The organism is Streptomyces shaanxiensis (assembly GCF_039537145.1).
Classification (GTDB): domain Bacteria; phylum Actinomycetota; class Actinomycetes; order Streptomycetales; family Streptomycetaceae; genus Streptomyces; species Streptomyces shaanxiensis.
This window is the reverse complement of the sequence record NZ_BAAAZY010000002.1, coordinates 24,692-44,809: the sequence shown is the minus strand read 5'-3', so window position 1 is coordinate 44,809 and position 20,118 is coordinate 24,692. Positions and strand designations below refer to the sequence as shown.

Genomic DNA, 20,118 nt, shown 5'->3' with positions numbered 1-20,118 from the left:
GAAGAACGCGAACGACGTGACGAGGTACAGCGTTCCGATCGTCTTGTGGTCGGTGGTGGTGAGCCACTTGACCACGACGTTGCCGGGTTGCCTGCGCCTGACCGGCAGCTCGTTCTCGTACGAGTCCTCAGCTGCGGCGGCACCCTGGGGTTCGTTGAGGATGCTCACAGGTTGTTCGTCTCCCGGTTCTTCTCGTGGCTCGTCTGCGCGATGCCGGCGGGAACGTAACCGGTCTGCCCCTTCTTGGCGAGGTCCTTGAGGTGCTGCTCGTAGCGCTCAGGGGAGACGACCTTCACGTTGAACAGCATCCGGGAGTGGTCGACGCCGCACAGCTCGGCGCACTTGCCCAGGAAGGTGCCCTCACGGTTGGGGGTCACCTCGAAGGCGTTGGTGTGGCCCGGGATGACGTCCTGCTTCATCAGGAACGGCACCACCCAGAAGGAGTGGATGACGTCACGCGAGGTGAGGACGAAGCGGACCGTCTTGCCCTTGGGCAGCCACAGGGTCGGGCCGGGGTTGCCGGTCTGCGGGTTCCGCGTGCCGGGCGTGCCGACGTCGTAGACACCGCCGGCGTTCGCCGGGAAGTCCTCCTTGAACCGGTCCGGAATGGCGTCCAGGTTCTTGTCGGTCTTCGCGTCGCCGGTGGAACCCTCGACGGGCTCGACGTAGTTGAAGCCCCAGCTCCACTGGTAGCCGACGACGTTGATGGTGACGTCGGGCTTGTCCTTGAGGCTGAGGAGCTTCGACTCGTCGCGGGCCGTGAAGTAGAACAGCACCGAGACGATGATGAGCGGGACCACGGTGTACAGCGCCTCGATGGGCATGTTGTACCGGGTCTGCGGAGGGACCTCGACCTTGGTGCGGCTGCGCCGGTGGAACATGGCGCTCCACAGGATCAGACCCCACACCAGCACGCCGACGGCGAGCGCAGCCGCCCAGGAACCCTGCCACAGGGAGAGGATCCGCGGAGCCTCTTCCGTGGTCGGGGTGGGCATACCAAGGCGGGGGAAGTCTTCCCAGTTGTACGAGCAACCGGTGGCTGTCGCCAGGACCAGGCCCGCGGTCATTGCCTGCAGCAGCTTCCGCCGCATCGGGCGCCGCGGCGAGCGGTCGGAGCCGTTGGGACTCACGTAGCGCCTTCCCGAGAGTCTCGCCCGCGCGGTATGGCTGCGGCCTGGCCTTCTCGCTGGTCGGTCGCCGCCCTGCGACGGGCAGGGGTTTGGATGTTTATGCGGACCAAACCCTAGCCGACGCCCTCCGGGGGTTCGCGGGGAGGGGGGCCTACTGGAGTGGGGGGTTCGCTTGATTGGCGGCTGCGGGCCCGTCGTGGCTTGTCGCGCAGTTCCCCGCGCCCCTTTGGGGCGCCCCAGTGACCGGACGTTTAGCGTTGTTGTGTGGCCTACTTCGATGCTGCTTCCAGTGCTCCTCTTCACCCTGTTGCTCGGCAGGCACTTCTGGCCTCCCTTGATGAGGGGTGGGCCGATCCGGCCCGTCTCTATCGGGAAGGGCGGCGGGCGCGGATGCTGTTGGACGCGGCTCGGGAGGCTTCTGCCGAGGCTGTGGGGTGTCGTGCCGATGAGTTGGTGTTCACCTCGTCCGGCACTCGGGCCGTCCATTCGGGTGTCGCCGGGGTGTTGGCGGCGCGGCGGCGGGTCGGACGCCACCTGATCGTGTCCGCCGTCGAACACTCCTCCGTGCTCCATGCGGCTGACGCGTACGAGGCCGAGGGCGGGACGGTCACTCAGGTGACGGTGGGCCGCTCAGGGGCCGTGAACGTGGCGGCGTACGCGGAGGCCCTGCGGCCGGACACCGCGCTCGCCTGTCTGCAGTCGGCCAACCACGAGGTGGGGACCGAGCAGCCGGTGGCGGAGGTGGCCGGGGTGTGCCGGGAGGCCGGGGTGCCGTTGCTGGTGGACGCGGCGCAGTCGCTCGGGTGGGGGCCCGTCGAGGGTGACTGGTCGGTGTTGACCGGGAGTGCCCATAAGTGGGGCGGGCCGTCGGGGGTCGGTCTGCTCGTCGTGCGCAAGGGTGTGCGGTTCGCCGCGCAAGGGCCCGCGGACGAGCGGGAGTCGGGGCGGGCGGCCGGGTTCGAGAACATCCCGGCGATCGTCGCCGCGGCGGCCTCGCTGCGGGCCGTCCGGGCGGAGGCGGCCCAAGAGGCGGTACGGCTGCGGGAGCTGACGGAGCGGATCCGGGCGCGGGTGCCGCGGGTGGTGCCGGATGTGGAGGTGGTCGGCGATCCGGTGCGACGCCTGCCCGGCATCGTCACCTTCTCATGTCTCTATGTCGACGGAGAGGCCTTGCTGCACGAACTGGACCGCGCCGGCTTCTCGGTCTCCTCCGGTTCGTCCTGCACGAGCAGCACGCTGACACCCAGCCATGTGCTCAAGGCGATGGGGGTGCTGAGCGAGGGGAACGTGCGGGTGTCCCTGCCGTTCGGGACGCCGGCGGAGGATGTCGAGCGGTTCCTGGAGGTGCTGCCGGGGGCGGTGGCCGGGGTGCGGGAGAAGCTGGGGGCGCCGGTCACGGAGACGGTCGTACGGGACGACGTGCTGGTCGTGGACTCCCTCGGCAAGCTGTGCCCGATCCCGGTCATCGAGCTCGCCAAGGTCATCGGCGAGGTGCCGGTGGGCGGCCTGGTCCGGGTCCTCGCCGACGACGAGGCGGCCCGCCTGGACATCCCGGCGTGGTGCGAGATGCGGGGGCAGGAGTACGTGGGCGAGGAACCGGCGGAGCGAGGGACGGCGTACATGGTGCGCCGGGTGACCTGAACGCCCCTTCTTTCAGGGGCGCGGGGCTGTGTCGATATGCGGCTACCGCCGCGGGTGCGCGACCAGCCCCCACGCACCCGCAGCCGACGACGAACCCGCCGAGGCAGACGAGTGGTCGCACCCGGCCTCAGCCGAGGTGGGCCCGTACCTCCTCGCCCGCCTCATGCCCGTACGCCTTGGTGAACCGGTCCATGAAGTGCGCCCGGCGCAGCTGGTACTCCTGGGTACCGACCGTCTCGATGACGAGCGTCGCCAGCATGCAGCCGACCTGCGCGGCCCGCTCCAGGGACACACCCCACGCCAGCCCGGACAGGAACCCCGCGCGGAAGGCGTCGCCGACGCCCGTGGGGTCGGCCTTGCGCTCCTCCTCGGCGCAGCCGACCTCGATCGGGTCCTCGCCCTGCCGCTCGATGCGCACACCCCGCGAGCCGAGGGTCGTGACGCGGTGGCCGACCCTGGACAGGATCTCCTCGTCCGTCCAGCCGGTCTTGGACTCGATGAGGCCCTTCTCGTACTCGTTGGAGAAGAGGTACGTCGCCCCGTCCAGCAGTATCCGGATCTCGTCGCCGTTCATCCGGGCGATCTGCTGGGAGAAGTCGGCGGCGAAGGGGATCGCGCGGGAGCGGCACTCCTCGGTGTGGCGGAGCATCGCCTCGGGGTCGTCGGCGCCGATGAGGACCAGGTCGAGGCCGCCGACGCGGTCCGCGACGGTCTTCAGCTCGATGAGGCGGGCCTCGCTCATCGCACCGGTGTAGAAGGAGCCGATCTGGTTGTGGTCGGCGTCGGTGGTGCAGACGAAGCGGGCGGTGTGCAGGGTCTCGGAGATGCGGACCGAGCCGGTGTCGACGCCGTGCCGGTCCAGCCAGGCCCGGTACTCGTCGAAGTCGGAGCCCGCGGCGCCGACCAGGATCGGCTTCGTGCCCAGCTGACCCATGCCGAAGGCGATGTTCGCGCCGACGCCGCCCCGGCGTACGTCCAGGTTGTCGACCAGGAAGGAGAGCGAGACCGTGTGCAGCTGGTCCGCGACGAACTGGTCGGCGAAGCGGCCGGGGAAGGTCATGAGGTGGTCGGTGGCGATGGAGCCGGTGACTGCGATGCGCACGGCTGGAGTCTCCTGCGGAATCAAAGGGGGCGCGCGACAGCGCGCGTTGAAAGGGCGGTGCTGGGCGACGGGAGGGCGGATTGACATTCCACGCTACCGTGCGTGACCGGGACTCTGAAGTGGCCAAAACTACCTGATAGTAGATCTTTCTTCGCAGGCTCCGGCGTGCATACGGTGCCGCTATGACGAAAATCGAGGTCCATGCCCCCGCTTCGGCCGACCTGGAGGTCGACCTGGCGTCGCTGCTCGGTGACTGCGCGCGGATGGCTCCCCACTGGACCGCCCCCGACCGCGTCCTTTCCCTTCCGGTCTCCCCTTCACTCATCCACGGGGTGACCGTGCCGCCCAAGTCGGCGCGGCTGGTGGACGCGATGTCGGACTACGGCGACTGACCGGAGCTCGGCGGCCGAATCGGCGCCCTGCAGGGAACCGTGCGCTCCCCTGCTGCGTCCCATCGCTGTCCCCCGTAAAGGGGATGCGGGATACGACCCCGTGGGCCGACCTTTTTGACAGGGTCGGGTCAGGGTCTTGGGACATGTGCGCAGCCGAAGGAGCGATGCGGTGAACACCGAGCGACCCGAGAACGACGACACGGGCGCCGACGGCTCCGCCGAGGAGCAGGGCGTCCGGGAGGAGAAGGACGCCGTCGGTGCCGAGGGGCTCGGAGCCGGGAGTGAGGCGGCCGAGGCCGCGGCGGGCGAGGACGGTCCGGAGGAGTCGGAGGAGGCCGCCCCTGGGGAGGCTTCGGAGGAGACTTCGGTCCCGGCCTCGTCGGCTGCCGACGCTCCCGCCGTCCCCGCCGTCGAGCGCCCCGGCGCCACCCCCGCCCCGGCCGGCGGGCCCGAGGACGCCCAGGACGGCGCCCGGCGTCGCTCCCCCGCGGTCATCGCCTCCGTCGCCGCCGCCGTACTGCTCGTCGGGGGCGGTGGGGCTTACCTCGCCGCGAACGCGTCCGGCGGGTCGGACGGCGGTACGACGTCGGCGGCGCCCGGGGGTGACACTCCCCCGCCGCTCCACCTCGACGGTTACACGGGCGACGACAGCGGGGGCGGCACCGGTGGCATCGCGCCCGGGGAACCGAACCCGTACGGCGTCACCTACAAGGCCGACGGGGAGCTGGCGGACGGGCCCGGCTCGGCGCCGGTGTACCGGGCGGGCGGCGAGGTCGGCGCCGACGAGGTGGCCCGGCTGGCCAAGGCGCTCGGGGTGGACGGGACGCCGGTGGCGCAGGGGCAGACCTGGCGGGTCGGGGCGAGGGACGGGGCGGGGCCCAGTCTGCAGGTGAACAAGCAGGCGCCGGGGACCTGGACGTTCTACCGGTACGCCCCGGGCACCGACAACTGCCAGAGCACCACCGTGTGCCACAAGGGCTCCGCCGAGTCGGCCGCGGACCCGATCGGCGAGGAGGCCGCGAAGAAGGCCGCCGCCCCGGTTCTCAAGGCGGCGGGTCAGGATGACGCGAAACTCGACGCGAGCCAGGTCATGGGCGCCCAGCGCGTGGTGAACGCCGACCCCGTCGTCGGCGGGATGCCCACGTACGGCTGGACGACCGGGGTGACCGTGAACGCCCAGGGCGAAGTGGTCGGCGGAAGCGGCCAGTTGAAGGCGCCGGTGAAGGGGGACACGTACCCCGTGCTGAGCGCCGAGAAGACGCTCGGGCTGATGAACGCGGCGCCGGGGACCGGCGGCCGTATGGGTATCGGCGGCTGCGCCAGCCCCGTACCGCTGAAGGACCGTCTTGAGGCGCCCTGCGGTGCGGAGGCGTCCACCGGGGCGCCGTCGAAGGACACCGTCACCGTGGAGAAGGCGGTGTTCGGGCTGGCCTCGCACCATGTGGACGCGCGGCAGGCGCTGGTGCCGTCCTGGCTGTTCGAGGTGAAGGCGCCGGGCGCGCAGGACAGCTTCACGGTCACGTATCCGGCGATCGACCCGAAGTACCTGGCCTCGGCCGCACCGTCCGAGGATCCGACCGGGCAGCCCACCCCGCGGCCGACCGATCCGAAGGACGAGCCGACCTCGGCGCCGGTCACCCGGAACGTGACGGTGGACGGCTACACGGTCGACGGCAGGGAACTGACCGTGGCCTTCACGGGCGGCGTGTGCGCCGACTACAAGGCGACGGCGAGCGAGAGCGGCGACGAGGTGACGGTCCGGGTGACCGAGACGTCGCAGCCGGAGAAGGTCTGCATCCTGATCGCCAAGGTGTTCCACAAGACCGTGCAGCTGGACGAACCGCTCGGTGACCGCAAGGTCGTGGGCACGGACGGCCAGGCGGTCCCGAAGGAGAAGCCGGGGGCGGTGGTGCCGGAGACGTCCGGGGCCCGGTAGGGCCTACGGATACGGGAAGGCGGCGGCCCCGTCGGAGGGGGTCGCCGCCTTCTCGTGTGTCAGCCGGATCGGCTGTCAGCCATGTGGGCGAGGCTCAGCTGAAGGAGTCGCCGCAGGCGCAGGAGCCCGTCGCGTTCGGGTTGTCGATCGTGAAGCCCTGCTTCTCGATGGTGTCGACGAAGTCGATGGAGGCACCGCCCAGGTACGGGGCGCTCATGCGGTCGGTGACGACCTTGACGCCGCCGAAGTCCTTGACCACGTCGCCGTCGAGGGACCGCTCGTCGAAGAAGAGCTGGTAGCGCAGGCCGGAGCAGCCACCGGGCTGAACGGCGACGCGCAGGGCCAGGTCGTCACGGCCTTCCTGGTCGAGCAGGGCCTTGACCTTCGCCGCGGCGGCGTCGGACAGGATGATGCCGTCGGTGACGGTGCTGGTCTCGTCCGATACGGACATCTACATCTCTCCCGGGTTGTACGGAGACTGCTTGCCGACGGTTGCAACCATCGGGGCCGCGGATTCATTCCGGGCCGGGCGCTTGTCTTTCGGTCCTTCTTCATGCTCGCACACAGTGCGTGGAGCGGAGAATGCCTGATTCGGGAGTGCGAGCACCCCTCGGGCCCTCTCGCCGGGATTCACGTCACATCGACACGATGGCCATCGTCAAACTGACGTGAACCGGTTATGATAGATAGCGTCAAATCGACGAGAAGTCGATGAAGGTGTCCCGCATGACCCGCCGGGTCCGGATTCTCCGGCCCCGGCGAGCCGCAGAACAGAAAGGGTGCGTGTCGTGACCACCGCCCAGACCCAGGAGCTCGACGTACAGCCGACGCCCCTCGCCCTGCTGCTCCTTGGCCGCGAGGCCGACCCGAGGAGCGAGCGCGGCGTCGAGTGTCCCGGCGACCTGCCCTCGCCGTCCGACCCGGACCTGGTCGAGCGCGCCCGCGCGGCCAAGGAGAAGCTCGGCAGCAAGGTCTTCGTGCTCGGCCACCACTACCAGCGCGACGAGGTCATCCAGTTCGCGGATGTGACCGGCGACTCCTTCAAGCTGGCCCGGGACGCGGCGGCGCGCCCGGAGGCCGAGTACATCGTGTTCTGCGGTGTGCACTTCATGGCCGAGTCGGCCGACATCCTGACCACCGACGACCAGAAGGTCGTCCTCCCCGACCTCGCCGCCGGCTGCTCGATGGCCGACATGGCGACGGCCGAGCAGGTGGCGGAGTGCTGGGACGTGCTGACCGAGGCCGGCATAGCCGAGCAGGTCGTCCCCGTCTCGTACATGAACTCCTCCGCGGACATCAAGGCGTTCACGGGCAAGCACGGCGGCACGATCTGCACCTCGTCGAATGCCAAGCGCGCGCTGGACTGGGCCTTCGAGCAGGGAGAGCCCGATTCGACGAAGGTTCTCTTCCTGCCCGACCAGCACCTCGGCCGCAACACCGCCGTCCGGGACATGGGCATGTCCCTGGAGGACTGCGTCGTCTACAACCCGCACAAGCCGAACGGCGGGCTGACGGCCGACGAGCTGCGCGCCGCGAAGATGATCCTGTGGCGCGGCCACTGCTCGGTGCACGGCCGCTTCAGCCTGGAGTCGGTGGAGGACGTGCGCGCCCGGATCCCCGGCGTCAACGTGCTCGTGCACCCCGAGTGCAAGCACGAGGTCGTGGCGGCGGCGGACTACGTCGGTTCGACGGAATACATCATCAAGGCTCTCGAGGCGGCCCCGGCCGGCTCCAAGTGGGCCATCGGCACGGAGCTGAACCTGGTCCGCCGCCTGGCGAACCGTTTCGCGCCGGAGGGCAAGGAGATCGTCTTCCTCGACAAGACGGTCTGCTTCTGCTCGACGATGAACCGCATCGACCTGCCCCACCTCGTCTGGGCGCTGGAGTCGCTGGCCGAGGGCAAGCTCGTCAACCGCATCGAGGTCGACAAGGAGACCGAGGCGTTCGCGAAGCTGGCGCTGGAGCGGATGCTGGCGCTGCCGTAAGCCTTGCCGTTGGCCTGGCCGTAGGCCTTGTGCTCACCCCGAGACGGGTTTCCGCTCGGGGTGAGCGGGGTCGAGGGTGAAGACGGTTCCGTCCGGCGCGGTGACGACCAGCGCACCCTGGTTGAGCAGGACCTCGGGCCCGACCGTGCCTCCGGAGAACACCCGGTCGACCCGCGGCAGCGTCTCCCACAGCAGAGTGCCCTTGCGCGCGTCGAGGGCGGCCACCCGGCCGCTGTTGCTGGCCACATACACGGTGCGCGTCCGCGGGTCGTACGTCGCCTTGCCCGGGTTCTCCAGGCTGGTGGGGGTCTGCCACAGCTGCTTGCCCGTGCGGGCCGACAGGGCGGTCACCCGGCCGTTGCCCGACACGGTCCACAGGGTGCCGTCCGCCAGCGACGACTGCCCCGTGTAGATCTTCTCCAGCTTCGTCGTGCTGCGGGTCGCCGAGTCCGGGTCGATCAGCAGGAGCCGGCCGTCCGCCGAGCCCGTCGCGGACGTCTCGGTGCCGTCGATCCACTCGGCCACGGCCACCCGGCCGTCGACGCTCCCGACGATGCCGCTCTGGTACGGCACCGTGAACCGCTGTACCGAGCCGTCGGTCCGGTCCACCGCCAGGACCAGGGACCTCTCGGGATCGTCCAGGGTGCAGTGGGCGTACAGATCCGAGCCGAACGTCTCGAACGTGCAGTAGTAGCCGGCGGGCACCTCCATGGTCCAGCGCTCGGCGCCGGTGCGCGGCGTGCGGGCCGTCACCGTCCGGCCGTCGGCGTCGGCCGTCAGGACCACGTCCCCGGACAGGGTGAGGTCGACGTTCTCGTCGTTCATTTCGCGGGACCACAGCTTGGCGCCGGTCTTGGTGTCGAGGGCGATCACCTGGATCGTCTCGGAGTTGCTGTCCTCCTGGGTGATGCTCTGCCGGATGAGCATCGCGCCGTCGCGGACGCCGAGGAGCGAGGCCCAGTAGTACGCGCCGTCGGTGCCGGCCGGCGCGAGGTCGGCGCGCCAGACGGTCTTCCCGGTCAGGCCGTCCAGCCGTACCGGGAGAACGCCCTGGCCGGCGCAGTAGGCGGCGAGGTCGTACATCAGGCAGGCGGAGTCGCCCTCGAATCCCTCCGCGACCGCCTTGGGTGGGCCGATCGGCGCCTTCTCGTTCACGGTCGTCTGCCAGGCCCGCCAGCCGTCGGGCAGCGCCGCCCACCGGGATGCCGCGGACGGTGCAGCGGAAACCGAGGAGGGACGGACGGTCCCGCCCCCGCTTTCCTCCTCCCAGTTCGGCCCGACCAGCGCATAGCCCGTCAGCCCCAGGGCGAGCGCGCCGACCGTCCCGGTCGCGGCCCACAGGGGACGTCTGCCCCGGCGACGGCCGAAGCGGGAGGTGTACGTCCGCCCGGACAGGCTCCCCAAGTCGTTGCCCGCCGTCCGCCCGGACAGGCTCCCGGAACCGCTGCCGGCCGTCCGGTCGGTGCCGTGACCGGGGCTGCTCTCCCCCTCCACCCCCTCGACCGCCTTCAGCCCGTCCAGGCGCAGGCTCACCGTCTGCGGTTCGCCCTCCGCCGGCTCGGGCAGGACGGCGGCGAACTCCCGTGCCAGCGCGTCGAGTTCGGGCCGGTCCGCCACGTCCTTGGCCAGGCAGCGCTCCAGTACCGAGCGCAGCGGCTGCGCCAGCCCGTCCAATACGGGTTCGTCGTGGACCACCCGATATGCCGTCAGATACGGGCTGTCCGCGTCGAAGGGACCCCGTCCGGTGACGGCGAACACCAGCAGCGCCCCGAGCGAGAAGACGTCGGAGGCGGGGCCGACCTTGCGGGCGTCGGTGAACTGTTCCGGGGACATGAAGGGCGGAGTGCCGATCATCTGGCCGGTCTCGGTCACCGTCTGGTGGTTCTCCGCCGCGCGGGATATGCCGAAGTCGATGACGCGGGGACCGTCCTCGGCCATCAGGACATTGGCCGGCTTCAGGTCCCGGTGCACGACCCCGGCCCGGTGGATGTCCCGCAGCGCCTCCACCAGCCCCAGGGCCAGCTGCCGCAACTCGGCGCCGCGCATCGGGCCGCGCTCACGCAGCCGGTCGGCGAGCGAGCGCCCCGGCACGTACTGCGTCGCCATCCAGGGCCGTACCGCCTCCGGATCGGCGTCCACGACCGGCGCGGTGAAGGCACCGCTCACCTTGCGGACGGCCTCGATCTCCTGCCGGAATCGGGTACGGAAGACGGGGTCCTCGGCGTACTGGGCGTGCACCACCTTGACGGCGACCTCACGCCCCGAACGCGACCTGCCCCGGTAGACGGCGCCCATGCCACCGGCTCCGAGCCGATCGAGCAGTTTGTACCCGCCGACCGACTTCGGGTCGTCCTTGCGCAGTGGCACGGCCGAATCCCCTTTCAGCGCTGTGCTGTTCGAGGGCACAGAATACGTAACCCCGGGTAGGACGGCGCCCGGCACCCGGAACAAGCCCTTGGGTTCGACACAGGGTCTCCTTGAGTGGGCGCTCACACGGTCGGCCGGTGGTGCCCGGCCTGGGGCGCTCTCGGCAGCTGGTCGTCCGGGGGCGACAAGGATCAACCCTCCGGGATCGGGACCGCCTGAAGCCGCTGGATGATCAATTCGAGGTCCGTCAGCGCTGCGGAACAGAACTCCTGATCATGGACATTGATCGAGTGCACGACGTTCGCGAACGCCGGATCCTCAAGGCCTTGAGCCTCGATCAGAATCCGGGACGGCAGGAGAACCCAATTCCGCCTGGTTCTGTCGAGCGTCCACTCGACCTGAGTCTGCAGCTCTCGTACGACATCCTCGATGAGCTGCGCAACTCCTTCTCGGGGCAACTGATAACGCCACCCCATGTACGACACCTGCGGATAGCCGAACACGGGGTTGACCTCAACAGGCAAGGAAAACCACGCGAGCTCTCCGAACCTGGTGAGTGCTTGCTTTGCCTTCACGCTTCGAGCAGACATGAAGGACATCCCCTTCTTTCGAAACGGCGCGGAACAGACCGGGCGACGGCCCTGCGGGGCCTCGTATCCGCCCCTGGCCGACACGCGGAGGCCGACGCTCCCCGGCGTCGCCTGGATCCGACGAACTAACATGATCGTTCACTAGTGCGATGAACGGTGAAGTACTCAACGGGGGCGGACGTTAGCGCCGACACCTTGAGGCTGCGGCTCACGGATCTGGCGGAGAGCGGGCAGGGCGATCTGCGTGCGGTCGTAGGGGAGTTCCGGCGCAGCGAGGTGCTGGTGCCGGTGGTGGACGGTTCGCTGCTGTCGGTCGAGGCGGGCGGTATCCGCTGGCTGTTTGCGTTCACGGATGAGGCGGCGCTGGAGCATTTCGCCCGGGCGCGTGGTGAGGCTGTGCCCGAAGGCATGCCGGTCTACGGGGCTCGGTTGCTGGATCAGGTGATCCCGAGGGTGGCGACGGAGGGTGGGCCGGTCGGGGTCGCGGTGGATGCGGGCAGTCCGGCAGGCATGGTGCTGCCTCCGGTGAAGGGCATCGTGCCGGACGCGGTGGCTCTCGATGCGGATGGAACGGCACTGAAGCGCCGGACACCGAAGGAGCGGACGCGTGAGCGGCGGCGACGGCTACCAGGTCGATCCGGAAGCGCTGGAGCGGATCACCCGGGGCATCAACCAGGCGATCGGTGAGCTGCAGGAGTTGGGCTTCGACATCGAGGCGAGTCAGGGCCGTGGCTTCGACGACTTGGAGCTGGCGGGTCTGGAGGTGGGGGACTCGGCGCTGCGTCAGGTTTTCGCCGACTTCTGCGAACGGTGGGGCTGGGGGGTGTACTCCCTGGTTCAGGACGCCAACGAGTTCGCGGGTCGGCTGAACCTGTCGGCGGGCCTGTATCACGAGCAGGAGCAGTACGCCTCGAACACCCTGAAGAGGGTGTGGACGGCGACGGCGGGCAACCCGGGCCTGACGCCGGAGGAGGTCAACGCACGTTCCTGGTCCGAGACGTTGGAGGACAACCCCGTATCCCACGTCATGAACGCGGACTTCAGCGAGGAGTCCATGCGGGAGGGCGATGAGGCGGCCCGGCAGGCCTGGAGGCAGGCGGCCGAGGATGTGCGGACCTCGACGGTGATCCCGGGCGCGGCCTCCGATCCGCGGACGGAATGGCAGCGGATCGACCCTTCGCAAGCCGCGGAGCCTTCAGGGTCCTCAGCGTCTTCGGAGTCCGGGGAGGGTGAGCGCTGATGGGTTTCGGGGACGTGGTCAACAGCGTCAGCGACGGTCTGGACAGTGCCGTCGACGGCGTGACCAAGGCCGCCGGCGAGGCCGTCGACTGGACTGCGGACAAGGCGGCGGACGGCTTGTCGGCGGTCGGTGCGGACAGTGCGGCCGAGGGCGTGCGCGACTTCGGCGAGGGGGTGAGCAACCGGCTGGGCGGCGATGTCGCCGAGCGCGGGCTGGGCGAGAGCGAGGACCCCAGGGAACTGGTCCATGGCAGCGTGGAGGCGTTGCAGGCGCGGGCGAAGCATCTGCATGACTTCTCCAAGGCGTTCGAGAACGTCGGCCAGGGCATGCGCGCGCTGGGCGGCGACGGCTGGCAGGGCAAGGCCGCGGACGCCTTCCGCGAGAAGTTCGACATGCACCCCAAGCAGTGGCTGACAGCGGCCGACGCCTGCGAGGCAGCGGCCCAGGCACTGGAGACGTACGCGGACACCGTCCGCTGGGCGCAACAGCAGGCGCAACTGGCCATCGACGCCTACCGCCGCGCCCAGGAGAACTCCCAGCGGGCGACGGACGCGCACAACGCCCGGGTGAAGGCGTACAACCAGGCCGCCGATCAGTACAACGCGGCCGTATCGGCGGGAGGCGACCCGGGACCGAAACCGACCGAGCCGGGCACCTTCGTCGATCCGGGTGTGGCGGGTCGGCGGGAGGCCGAGGAGATCCTGGCCGAGGCGCGCCGCCAGCGCACCGATGCCGCCCGCGACGCGCAGCGCAAGGTGGCCGAGGCCCTGGAGACGGCCCCGCCGAAGCCGGAGTTCACGGAGCGGTTGAAGGCCGACGCCATGGACGCCGTCGTGAGCACCGCGCTGAACCAGGCCTACGTGGTGGGCGGTTTCGTCAAAGGCGTCGCGGACGTGGTGCAACTGGTGCGCACGGTCAACCCGTATGACCCGTACAACATCACCCACCCCGGCGACTATGCGAAGAACTCCAACATGGTGCTGGCCGGCCTGGTCGGCACCGCCGCCCATCCCGAACGCCTGCCCAAGGCCATCATCGGCAGCGGCTGGAGCAGCGACCCGGGCGACGCGATGGGATACCTCGCCTCGAATCTGATCGGTGGCAAAGGCGCGACCGGGGTGGCCCGCGGGGCGGCGCGGGGGGCTGCCAAGGGGGCGGCGACGGGAACGGCGCGCAGGAGCGTCGGCCAAGCGATCAAGGATTTCGCCAGGGAAAAGAAGTGCAAGTGGTTCGGCGACCCCATCGACATGGCCACCGGCCGGATGGCGCTGCCGCAGACCGACGCAACCTTGCCCGCCAAGCTGTCCCTGATCTTCTCCCGGCAGTTCGAGTCGTCCTACGAGGCCGGCCGCTGGTTCGGCCCGAAGTGGACCTCCACCGCCGACCAGCGCCTGGAGATCGACGCCGAAGGCGTCATCCTCATCCGCGAGAACGGCGCCCTGCTCGCCTACCCGCACCCCGCCCCAGGCGTACCGACCCTTCCTCTGGAGGGTGCCCCGCACCCCCTGACGATCGACGCCTACGGCGACTATGCCGTCACGGACCCTGCCTCCGGCCGTACCTGGCACTTCGCGGCCCCGGGCGGCGACGGCAACGGCATCGCCCTGCTGGAGCAGATCACCGACCGCTCCGGCCAGTGGCTCACCTTCGAGTACGACCGCCAGGGCGCCCCCACGGCGATCGTGCACTCGGCCGGCTACCACCTCAAGATCGAGACGACCGGGGACCGAATAACCGCCCTGCGCCTGGCCGGGGCGGCAGCCGCCGGCGGCGACGTCGAGTTGGTCCGCTTCGGCTACGACGAGCACGGCCACCTGGCGGCGGTGACAAACTCCTCCGGCATCCCGACCCGCTTCACCAACGACTCCGCGGGCCTGATCACCGCCTGGACCGACACGAACAACTCGTCCTACCACTACGTCTACGACGACGAGGGCCGCTGCACCTCCCAGTCGGGCGACGCCGGCCACCTGCGCAACACCTTCGACTACGGCGACATCGACCCACAGACCGGCCACCGGGCCATCACGGCGACCAACTCCCTGGGCCACAGCACGCGCTACCTCGTCAACAGCGACCTGCAAGTGATCGCCGAGACCGGCCCCGACGGAGGGACGACCCACACCACATACGACCGCCACGAACGCCCGCTCACCATCACCGACCCCCTGGGCCGGACCCTGAGCTACGCGTACGACGAGGCAGGCCGCACGGTGCTGGCCATCCGCCCCGACGGCCGCTACACCAGCATCGGCTACAACGACCAGGGCCTGCCCGTCTCCATAGCCGGCCCGGACGGCACGCACACCACCCAGCAGTTCGACGAGTTCGGCAACCGCACGGCCGTAACTGACACGTCCGGGACCACGACCCACTTCACGTACGACGATCTCGGTCACCTGGCGGCGATCACGGACGCGACAGGCGCGACGACCACGCTCCGCTGCAACCCAGCAGGCCTCCCCCTGGAGATCACGGACCCGCTGGGCGCCGTGACCCGCTACGAACGCGACGCCTTCGGCCGCCCTGTCACCCTCACCGATCCCCTGGGCTCGGTCACCCGCCTGGAATGGACGGTGGAAGGCCGCCCGTCCCGCCGCACCGCAGCCGACGGCACCACGGAATCCTGGACCTACGACGGCGAAGGCAACTGCACCAGCCACACCGACGCGATGGGCGCCGTCTCCCGCTACGAATACACCCACTTCGACCTCATGTCGGCCCGCACCGGCCCGGACGGCGTCCGCTACGAGTTCGCCCACGACACCGAACTGCACCTGACGAAGGTCACCAACCCGCAGGGCCTGACCTGGAGTTACGAGTACGACTCGGCCGGGCGGCTGGTTGCGGAGACGGACTTCGACGACCGAAGCCTGACGTACGAACACGACCCGGCAGGCCAGCTGACCGCCAGCACCACCGCCTCCGGCCAGTCCATCCACTTCGAGCGGGACGTGCTGGGCCGCGTGGTGAGCAAGACCGCGGCCGGAGCGGTCACGACGTACACGTACGACGTGATGGGCGGCCTGGCCCAGGCGACGGGCCCGGACGCGGTCCTGACGTTGCAGCGGGACGAGATGGGCCATCTGCTGTCCGAGACGGTCAACGGCCGCACGCTCACCTATGCGTACGACGTCCTTGGCCGCCGAACCGGCCGCACAACACCGACCGGCGCGACCAGCACCTGGACCTACGACGCAGCAGGCAACCGCACCGCACTCACCACCTGCGGCCGCACCCTCACCTTCACCCACGACGCGGTAGGCCGCGAACTGACCCGCCACATCAGCGAAACGCTGACCCTCACGAGCGCCTTCGATCTCCTGGGCCGCCTGACGAAGCAAGAACTCACCGGCCCTGCCAACCAACGCCTCCAACACCGCGCCTACACCTACCGCGCCGACGGCAACCTGACCGCCATCGACGACCACCTGGGCGGCACCCGCCGCTTCGACCTCGACACCGCCGGCCGGGTCACCGCCGTCCACGCCGCGAACTGGACGGAGTCCTACGCCTACGACGCGGCAGGCAACCAGACCCACGCCGCTTGGCCGGACTCCATGCCAGGCCAGGAAGCGACCGGCAACCGCGCCTACAACGGCACCCGGATCACCCGCGCGGGCAGCGTCCGATACAAACACGACAACGCGGGCCGCATCACCCTGCGCCAGAAGACCCGCCTGTCGCGGAAGCCGGACACTTGGCGCTACACCTGGGGTGCAGAAGACCGCCTCACCTCGGCGGTCACCCCCGACGGCACCATCTGGCGCTACCGCTACGACCCCCTGGGCCGCCGCATCGCCAAACAACGCCTGGCGGCCGACGGCGAAACGGTCATGGAACAGACCGACTTCACCTGGGACGGCACCACCCTCGCCGAACAGACCACCCACACCCCCGGCACCTCCCAGCCCGCCCTGACCCTGACCTGGGACCACGACGGCCTCCGCCCCCTGACCCAGACCGAACGCAAGATGCTGGCCCACGCTCCCCAGGACGAGATCGACCAGCGCTTCTTCGCCATCGTCACCGACCTGGTGGGCACTCCCACCGAACTCGTCGACGAACACGGCGACATCGCCTGGCGCACCCGCACCACCCTCTGGGGCACCACCGCCTGGAACCGAAACGCAACCGCCCACACCCCCCTCCGCTTTCCTGGCCAGTACCACGACCCCGAAACCGGCCTCCACTACAACCACTTCCGCCACTACGACCCCGAAACCGCCCGCTACCTCACACCAGACCCGGTGGGCTTGACTCCGGCCCCGAACCCCGTCGCCTACGTGCGCAACCCCCACACCTGGGCCGACCCACTGGGACTCGCGGGATGCAAACCGGGCGAGGGGGGCGTTGAAGTCGACCCCCGGAAACTGGACTACCTGTTCAACAAGAACATCAAGCCAGACTCGCATAACTCGCCCAGGGCGCTGCAGAATGAAATGCAGCTGCGGCGGATCGGAATCCACGACACCCCGGAGATGAGGCAGTATGTAACCGATCAATTGGCCGCCGCATCCAAGCAACCCTTCGAGAGGACCTTCACGAAGGAATGGGACGGCGGAAGCGGCGAATTCGGTGTGACGAGTTCTGTCATCCATGGGCCGCGCGGTGCGCTCAACGTCGAGAGCACCTGGCAAGTGCTACCCGACGGCACACACAGGCTGTCCACTGTCATCTTCCGCGGTAGTGGGCCTGGCGCGAGTATTGTCAAGAGCGCCGATCACTGGCCGCCCTACAACCATTAGTCCGTCCGAGGCCGGAGAAGAGATGTATAGAGAGTTCGTCGTCCCTGACGACCAGGAAATCCTCGAAACGATCGGTGAGTGGCCCGGGACTGAGGAGGAGAGCGGCGCCCGTCACCTTACTCTGCAGGGCGAGGAAAACGAGTCCATCACGTTCTCCTACGATGCACTCGCCCGGTCAGTGAGAGTTCGCTGGAAAAATAGGAGCGGAGAAGAGATCATCGATGTCTTTCGCGAAGGCGCAACATGCATGAAAGTACACTCCGACAAGAGCACCACACACATCTCGCTTGATTTCCACATGGGCGAGTGTTCCGGAAGGATGGAAATTCGGCTATTCCCAAGCTTTGCTATCAAGGATCATCTGCTATTTACCTGAAGCAGTTCCGGTCTGGACGATTCGGGCCTTGACGAGGATCTCGTCAGCGATAGCGTTCTGGGTGACGGGTTTCGGGTGCTCGTTCCAGAAGTTGATGTCAGCACCTCGTGGAAAACCCAGAGATGCTCCTCAAATACCTGAAGAACTAGGTGAGTCATGTCGTTCGGGCCGCCACCCGCAGGCTTCGGCCGTACCACCCCGCCCGCTTGGTCCCCTCCCACAGAAGTCGAGCAGGCATTGCTAGACGCCAAGTCCCGTGGGGATTGGCCAGCCTACTTCGGGACACTGAATCGGAATCGCTTGTATTTCGCGGTGCAGCGAGACAAGGCGGATGCCAGATTCGGTGGGGACTACGCACTGTTCGAGCATGATCCCCGGGTCGTTGGCGGAATGGTCTGGGCCGTGTACACCGAGGGCCTGCTGCCCGCGCCCGATCCGCACCGCGTGTTCGGGTGGAAGAAGTTCAGTTGGCTCACGGAGGACTGGAAGCCGGACTACCCGGCGGTGATCGTCGTGAATCCGGGCAGTCCCTGCGAGGCATTTCTGCCCACCACACCGCCGCACTCCCACGCCTGGACCCAGTACGCCGAGCGGAAGGGCGGTCCCTCGGACCAGCCGGCGCTGCGGACCCTGCGCGTGGGCGGCCCGCTGCACGGCCCCGTGGCCCACGGACTGGCCTGCGGCGCCCACATCATCGTCCATCACGGTCGGCCCTGGAACTCGCTGGCCTACCACGGCCACGGCTATCGCACCGAGCGCCGGATACTGCGCAAGTCATGGGGCATCACCAGTCACCAGGAGTGGCAGGCGCAGCTCCTCGCGTTGCTGGCTACCGACGACAGGATCTCGGTCTTGGAGTTCGTCCTCGGCCTGCGCCGCACCATCGCCCATGACTTCGGCGGCCAGGTAGAGACCGGCTACTGGCTCGATGCCGCCGCCGGGGTCCTGGGCGCGCGTGCGGAGGGCGGGACCGTCCTCACCCCCGACGGCGCCACCAAGACCGCACCCGCCCCCGAGGCCGAGACCGAGGCTCGGGTCAATCACGTCCAGCACCTCATCGGCCGGATCACTCGCTACGAGGCCCGCATGCGCGCCGACGGCATTCTCGGCGAGAGCCAGTACGTCACCTCCGCCGACGCCTGGGACCTCGGCCGGGCCTCCTGCATGGCGCGCTGGGGCCTGAGCACTCGCCACGGCACCCTGCCGGAAGCCGAGGCCGCCGTAATCGAAGCCGGACGCAACGCGGCACGTTGCTACGAGTCCTGGCAGGACTTCTCCGCCGGCTTCATCCTCGGCCGCTGCCTGCACTTCGACAACGACAAGTTCGGCAGCTGGTACCAGGACATGGTCACCGTCCACCGAATCCTGATGTCCGACCCCAGCAGTCCCTGGCTCAACCTCTCCTTCCGATAGGGCCGATCGAGTCGGCGACGAGGCGCTGCTTCTCCGCCTCGGGGATGCCGTACGGCGGCTCCTCACTCATCGCAGCCGACTGCGCGAAGACCCTCCCGGCCAGGTTCTGCGAACCGAACAGCCGACCCCAATAGAGGATTTCCAGGCCATTCCGCTGAGCGAGGACGAGAGCGATGTCGGTCTCGCGGCTGGCAGCCCGAGAGAAAGCCGTTCTATGACGAGACCATGTCTTCCCAGCACGATTCCAACTGTTCCTGTAGGTCAGGAACGGATGGTGCGTCGCAGGACAGGACAACCACGAGCCTGCCGACGCCGATGCCCTCGGACCGCTGTGTGCTGGAGCATCGCTGTGCGGCCCCCAGAAGAATCCTGAAGAGCAGTTGCCGTCCGGCTGCATCGCCCGGCAGCATCTCATCCGCGGCCTCGACGATCAGTAGGTAATGGTCAGCAGGCAGCCACTTCAGATCCCGCAGACAGTCGGACAGGGCATCCCAGTTCCACCCGAAGTAGTCAGGCAGCCTCAACTCGTCGTAGAACTCGTGGAAGACGGCGTCCGGATCGTGCATCTGCCGACCGTCGAGACGCGCTACGTACGTCCTGCCGGTCATGGAAAGCAGCAGATCAACAGGTACGGCGCCCTGCTGCGGGACGACGTGAACCCAGGGCGCGGTGTGCACCGCCACCCTCCTTCCAGTTGTCAACTCATGTTGCGCTGCCCCATCGTGGCTCGCGCTTGCCAGGTGTCGCTGTCCGAGATGTGGACGGAAATGAGCTGATCGAACCATGCAGCGGCCTCCGGCAGGTCGCGGATCAGCGCGGGGATCTCAGGCTCGAACCTCAACACGGCCAACGTCTTCCAGCCGTGAGGGATCGCGTCCCACACGACTCCGAACTGCTGGGTGACCGCCACGACAGTCGTCGTCACCCAGGCGACGTCGCGGATATCGGAGCGACGGAAACAGCAGTCGAAGCTTCTGCCCACCGGCACGTCTGCGTAGTTGTAAGAGAGGAAGAGGGCTTCCTCGTTCGCAGAGCGTTGGGGGAGTCCTTGTCCAAGAGCAGCAAGTGCGCTCTTGTCGGCACGACTCTCGACGAGAAGGAGACGTTCGGTGACTGGGGTGTCTTCTTCGGTCCTCACCTCATCATTCTCCGGCGTGGTCCAGGGCCGCAGTCGCAATGGGGCGCCTGTCGGCTCTCA

The 20,118-nt window shown here is 68.8% G+C and carries 16 protein-coding genes; 9 read left to right on the top strand and 7 right to left on the bottom strand.

Going from position 1 to position 20,118, the window contains the following annotated elements; all coding sequences use genetic code 11:
• Nucleotides 1-164: 164 nt before the first annotated feature.
• Nucleotides 165-1,130, bottom strand: a complete 966-nt coding sequence (ctaC, locus tag ABD932_RS02270; RefSeq protein ID WP_126391630.1) for an aa3-type cytochrome oxidase subunit II — start codon at nt 1,128-1,130, stop codon at nt 165-167.
• Between the two features lie 264 nt (nt 1,131-1,394).
• On the opposite strand from ctaC, the gene ABD932_RS02265 reads away from it, so the two are divergent.
• A complete protein-coding gene (locus ABD932_RS02265; protein ID WP_345008368.1) occupies nt 1,395-2,771 on the top strand; it encodes a cysteine desulfurase/sulfurtransferase TusA family protein in 1,377 nt (458 codons plus the stop codon).
• Nucleotides 2,772-2,898: 127 nt separating this feature from the next.
• On the opposite strand, the gene ABD932_RS02260 is transcribed toward ABD932_RS02265, so the two are convergent.
• Entirely contained in the window at nt 2,899-3,873 is a 975-nt protein-coding gene (locus ABD932_RS02260) for a carbohydrate kinase family protein (protein WP_345008367.1), read from the bottom strand.
• A gap of 182 nt (nt 3,874-4,055) precedes the next feature.
• On the opposite strand from ABD932_RS02260, the gene ABD932_RS02255 reads away from it, so the two are divergent.
• Together ABD932_RS02255 and ABD932_RS02250 are read left to right on the top strand one after the other, a co-directional pair.
• Nucleotides 4,056-4,265, top strand: a complete 210-nt coding sequence (locus tag ABD932_RS02255; RefSeq protein WP_345008366.1) for a hypothetical protein — start codon at nt 4,056-4,058, stop codon at nt 4,263-4,265.
• A gap of 169 nt (nt 4,266-4,434) precedes the next feature.
• Entirely contained in the window at nt 4,435-6,201 is a 1,767-nt protein-coding gene (locus ABD932_RS02250) for a hypothetical protein (protein ID WP_345008365.1), read from the top strand.
• 94 nt (nt 6,202-6,295) lie between these two features.
• On the opposite strand, the gene ABD932_RS02245 is transcribed toward ABD932_RS02250, so the two are convergent.
• Complete coding sequence (locus ABD932_RS02245; RefSeq protein ID WP_030582488.1) at nt 6,296-6,652, bottom strand: iron-sulfur cluster assembly accessory protein; 357 nt, start codon at nt 6,650-6,652, stop codon at nt 6,296-6,298.
• A gap of 337 nt (nt 6,653-6,989) precedes the next feature.
• Here ABD932_RS02245 and nadA point away from each other — a divergent pair, with 337 nt between their 5' ends.
• The gene (gene nadA, locus ABD932_RS02240; protein WP_345008364.1) at nt 6,990-8,186 is read left to right on the top strand and encodes a quinolinate synthase NadA; all 1,197 of its coding nucleotides are present in this window, start codon (nt 6,990-6,992) and stop codon (nt 8,184-8,186) included.
• A 33-nt stretch (nt 8,187-8,219) separates the two neighbouring features.
• Here nadA and ABD932_RS02235 read toward each other — a convergent pair whose 3' ends face one another.
• Together ABD932_RS02235 and ABD932_RS02230 are read right to left on the bottom strand one after the other, a co-directional pair.
• Nucleotides 8,220-10,553, bottom strand: coding sequence for a protein kinase domain-containing protein (locus tag ABD932_RS02235; RefSeq protein WP_345008363.1), 2,334 nt, complete (start codon nt 10,551-10,553; stop codon nt 8,220-8,222).
• Nucleotides 10,554-10,744: 191 nt separating this feature from the next.
• Nucleotides 10,745-11,143, bottom strand: a complete 399-nt coding sequence (locus ABD932_RS02230; RefSeq protein ID WP_345008362.1) for a hypothetical protein — start codon at nt 11,141-11,143, stop codon at nt 10,745-10,747.
• Between the two features lie 195 nt (nt 11,144-11,338).
• Between ABD932_RS02230 and ABD932_RS02225 the strand changes: the two genes are divergently transcribed.
• From ABD932_RS02225 to ABD932_RS02205, 5 genes are all read left to right on the top strand, one after another.
• On the top strand, nt 11,339-11,830 hold the full coding sequence (locus ABD932_RS02225) for an SseB family protein (protein WP_345008361.1): 492 nt from the start codon (nt 11,339-11,341) through the stop codon (nt 11,828-11,830).
• The gene (locus tag ABD932_RS02220) at nt 11,751-12,383 is read left to right on the top strand and encodes a hypothetical protein (protein ID WP_345008360.1); all 633 of its coding nucleotides are present in this window, start codon (nt 11,751-11,753) and stop codon (nt 12,381-12,383) included. The genes ABD932_RS02225 and ABD932_RS02220 overlap by 80 nt, the downstream gene beginning before the upstream one ends.
• Complete coding sequence (locus tag ABD932_RS02215) at nt 12,383-17,131, top strand: putative T7SS-secreted protein (RefSeq protein WP_345008359.1); 4,749 nt, start codon at nt 12,383-12,385, stop codon at nt 17,129-17,131. The genes ABD932_RS02220 and ABD932_RS02215 overlap by 1 nt, the downstream gene beginning before the upstream one ends.
• Before the next feature lie 22 nt (nt 17,132-17,153).
• Nucleotides 17,154-17,507: a hypothetical protein gene (locus tag ABD932_RS02210; protein ID WP_345008358.1), complete on the top strand. Its 354-nt coding sequence runs from the start codon at nt 17,154-17,156 to the stop codon at nt 17,505-17,507.
• Between the two features lie 402 nt (nt 17,508-17,909).
• Nucleotides 17,910-18,920, top strand: a complete 1,011-nt coding sequence (locus ABD932_RS02205; protein ID WP_345008357.1) for a DUF1266 domain-containing protein — start codon at nt 17,910-17,912, stop codon at nt 18,918-18,920.
• Between the two features lie 212 nt (nt 18,921-19,132).
• Here ABD932_RS02205 and ABD932_RS02200 read toward each other — a convergent pair whose 3' ends face one another.
• Together ABD932_RS02200 and ABD932_RS02195 are read right to left on the bottom strand one after the other, a co-directional pair.
• Nucleotides 19,133-19,597 carry a barstar family protein gene (locus ABD932_RS02200; protein ID WP_345008356.1) on the bottom strand — a complete coding sequence of 155 codons (465 nt, stop codon included), beginning with the start codon at nt 19,595-19,597 and terminating at the stop codon, nt 19,133-19,135.
• A gap of 20 nt (nt 19,598-19,617) precedes the next feature.
• Nucleotides 19,618-20,058: a hypothetical protein gene (locus tag ABD932_RS02195; RefSeq protein WP_345008355.1), complete on the bottom strand. Its 441-nt coding sequence runs from the start codon at nt 20,056-20,058 to the stop codon at nt 19,618-19,620.
• Nucleotides 20,059-20,118: the final 60 nt, after the last annotated feature.

Excerpts from the sequence above, each read along its gene's own strand:
- ABD932_RS02255 (WP_345008366.1), top strand. The coding sequence starts at position 4,056 with ATGACGAAAATCGAGGTCCATGCCCCCGCTTCGGCCGACCTGGAGGTC.
- ABD932_RS02215 (WP_345008359.1), top strand. The coding sequence starts at position 12,383 with ATGGGTTTCGGGGACGTGGTCAACAGCGTCAGCGACGGTCTGGACAGT.
- ABD932_RS02210 (WP_345008358.1), top strand. The coding sequence starts at position 17,154 with ATGTATAGAGAGTTCGTCGTCCCTGACGACCAGGAAATCCTCGAAACG.
- ABD932_RS02245 (WP_030582488.1), bottom strand. The coding sequence starts at position 6,652 with ATGTCCGTATCGGACGAGACCAGCACCGTCACCGACGGCATCATCCTG.
- ABD932_RS02230 (WP_345008362.1), bottom strand. The coding sequence starts at position 11,143 with ATGTCTGCTCGAAGCGTGAAGGCAAAGCAAGCACTCACCAGGTTCGGA.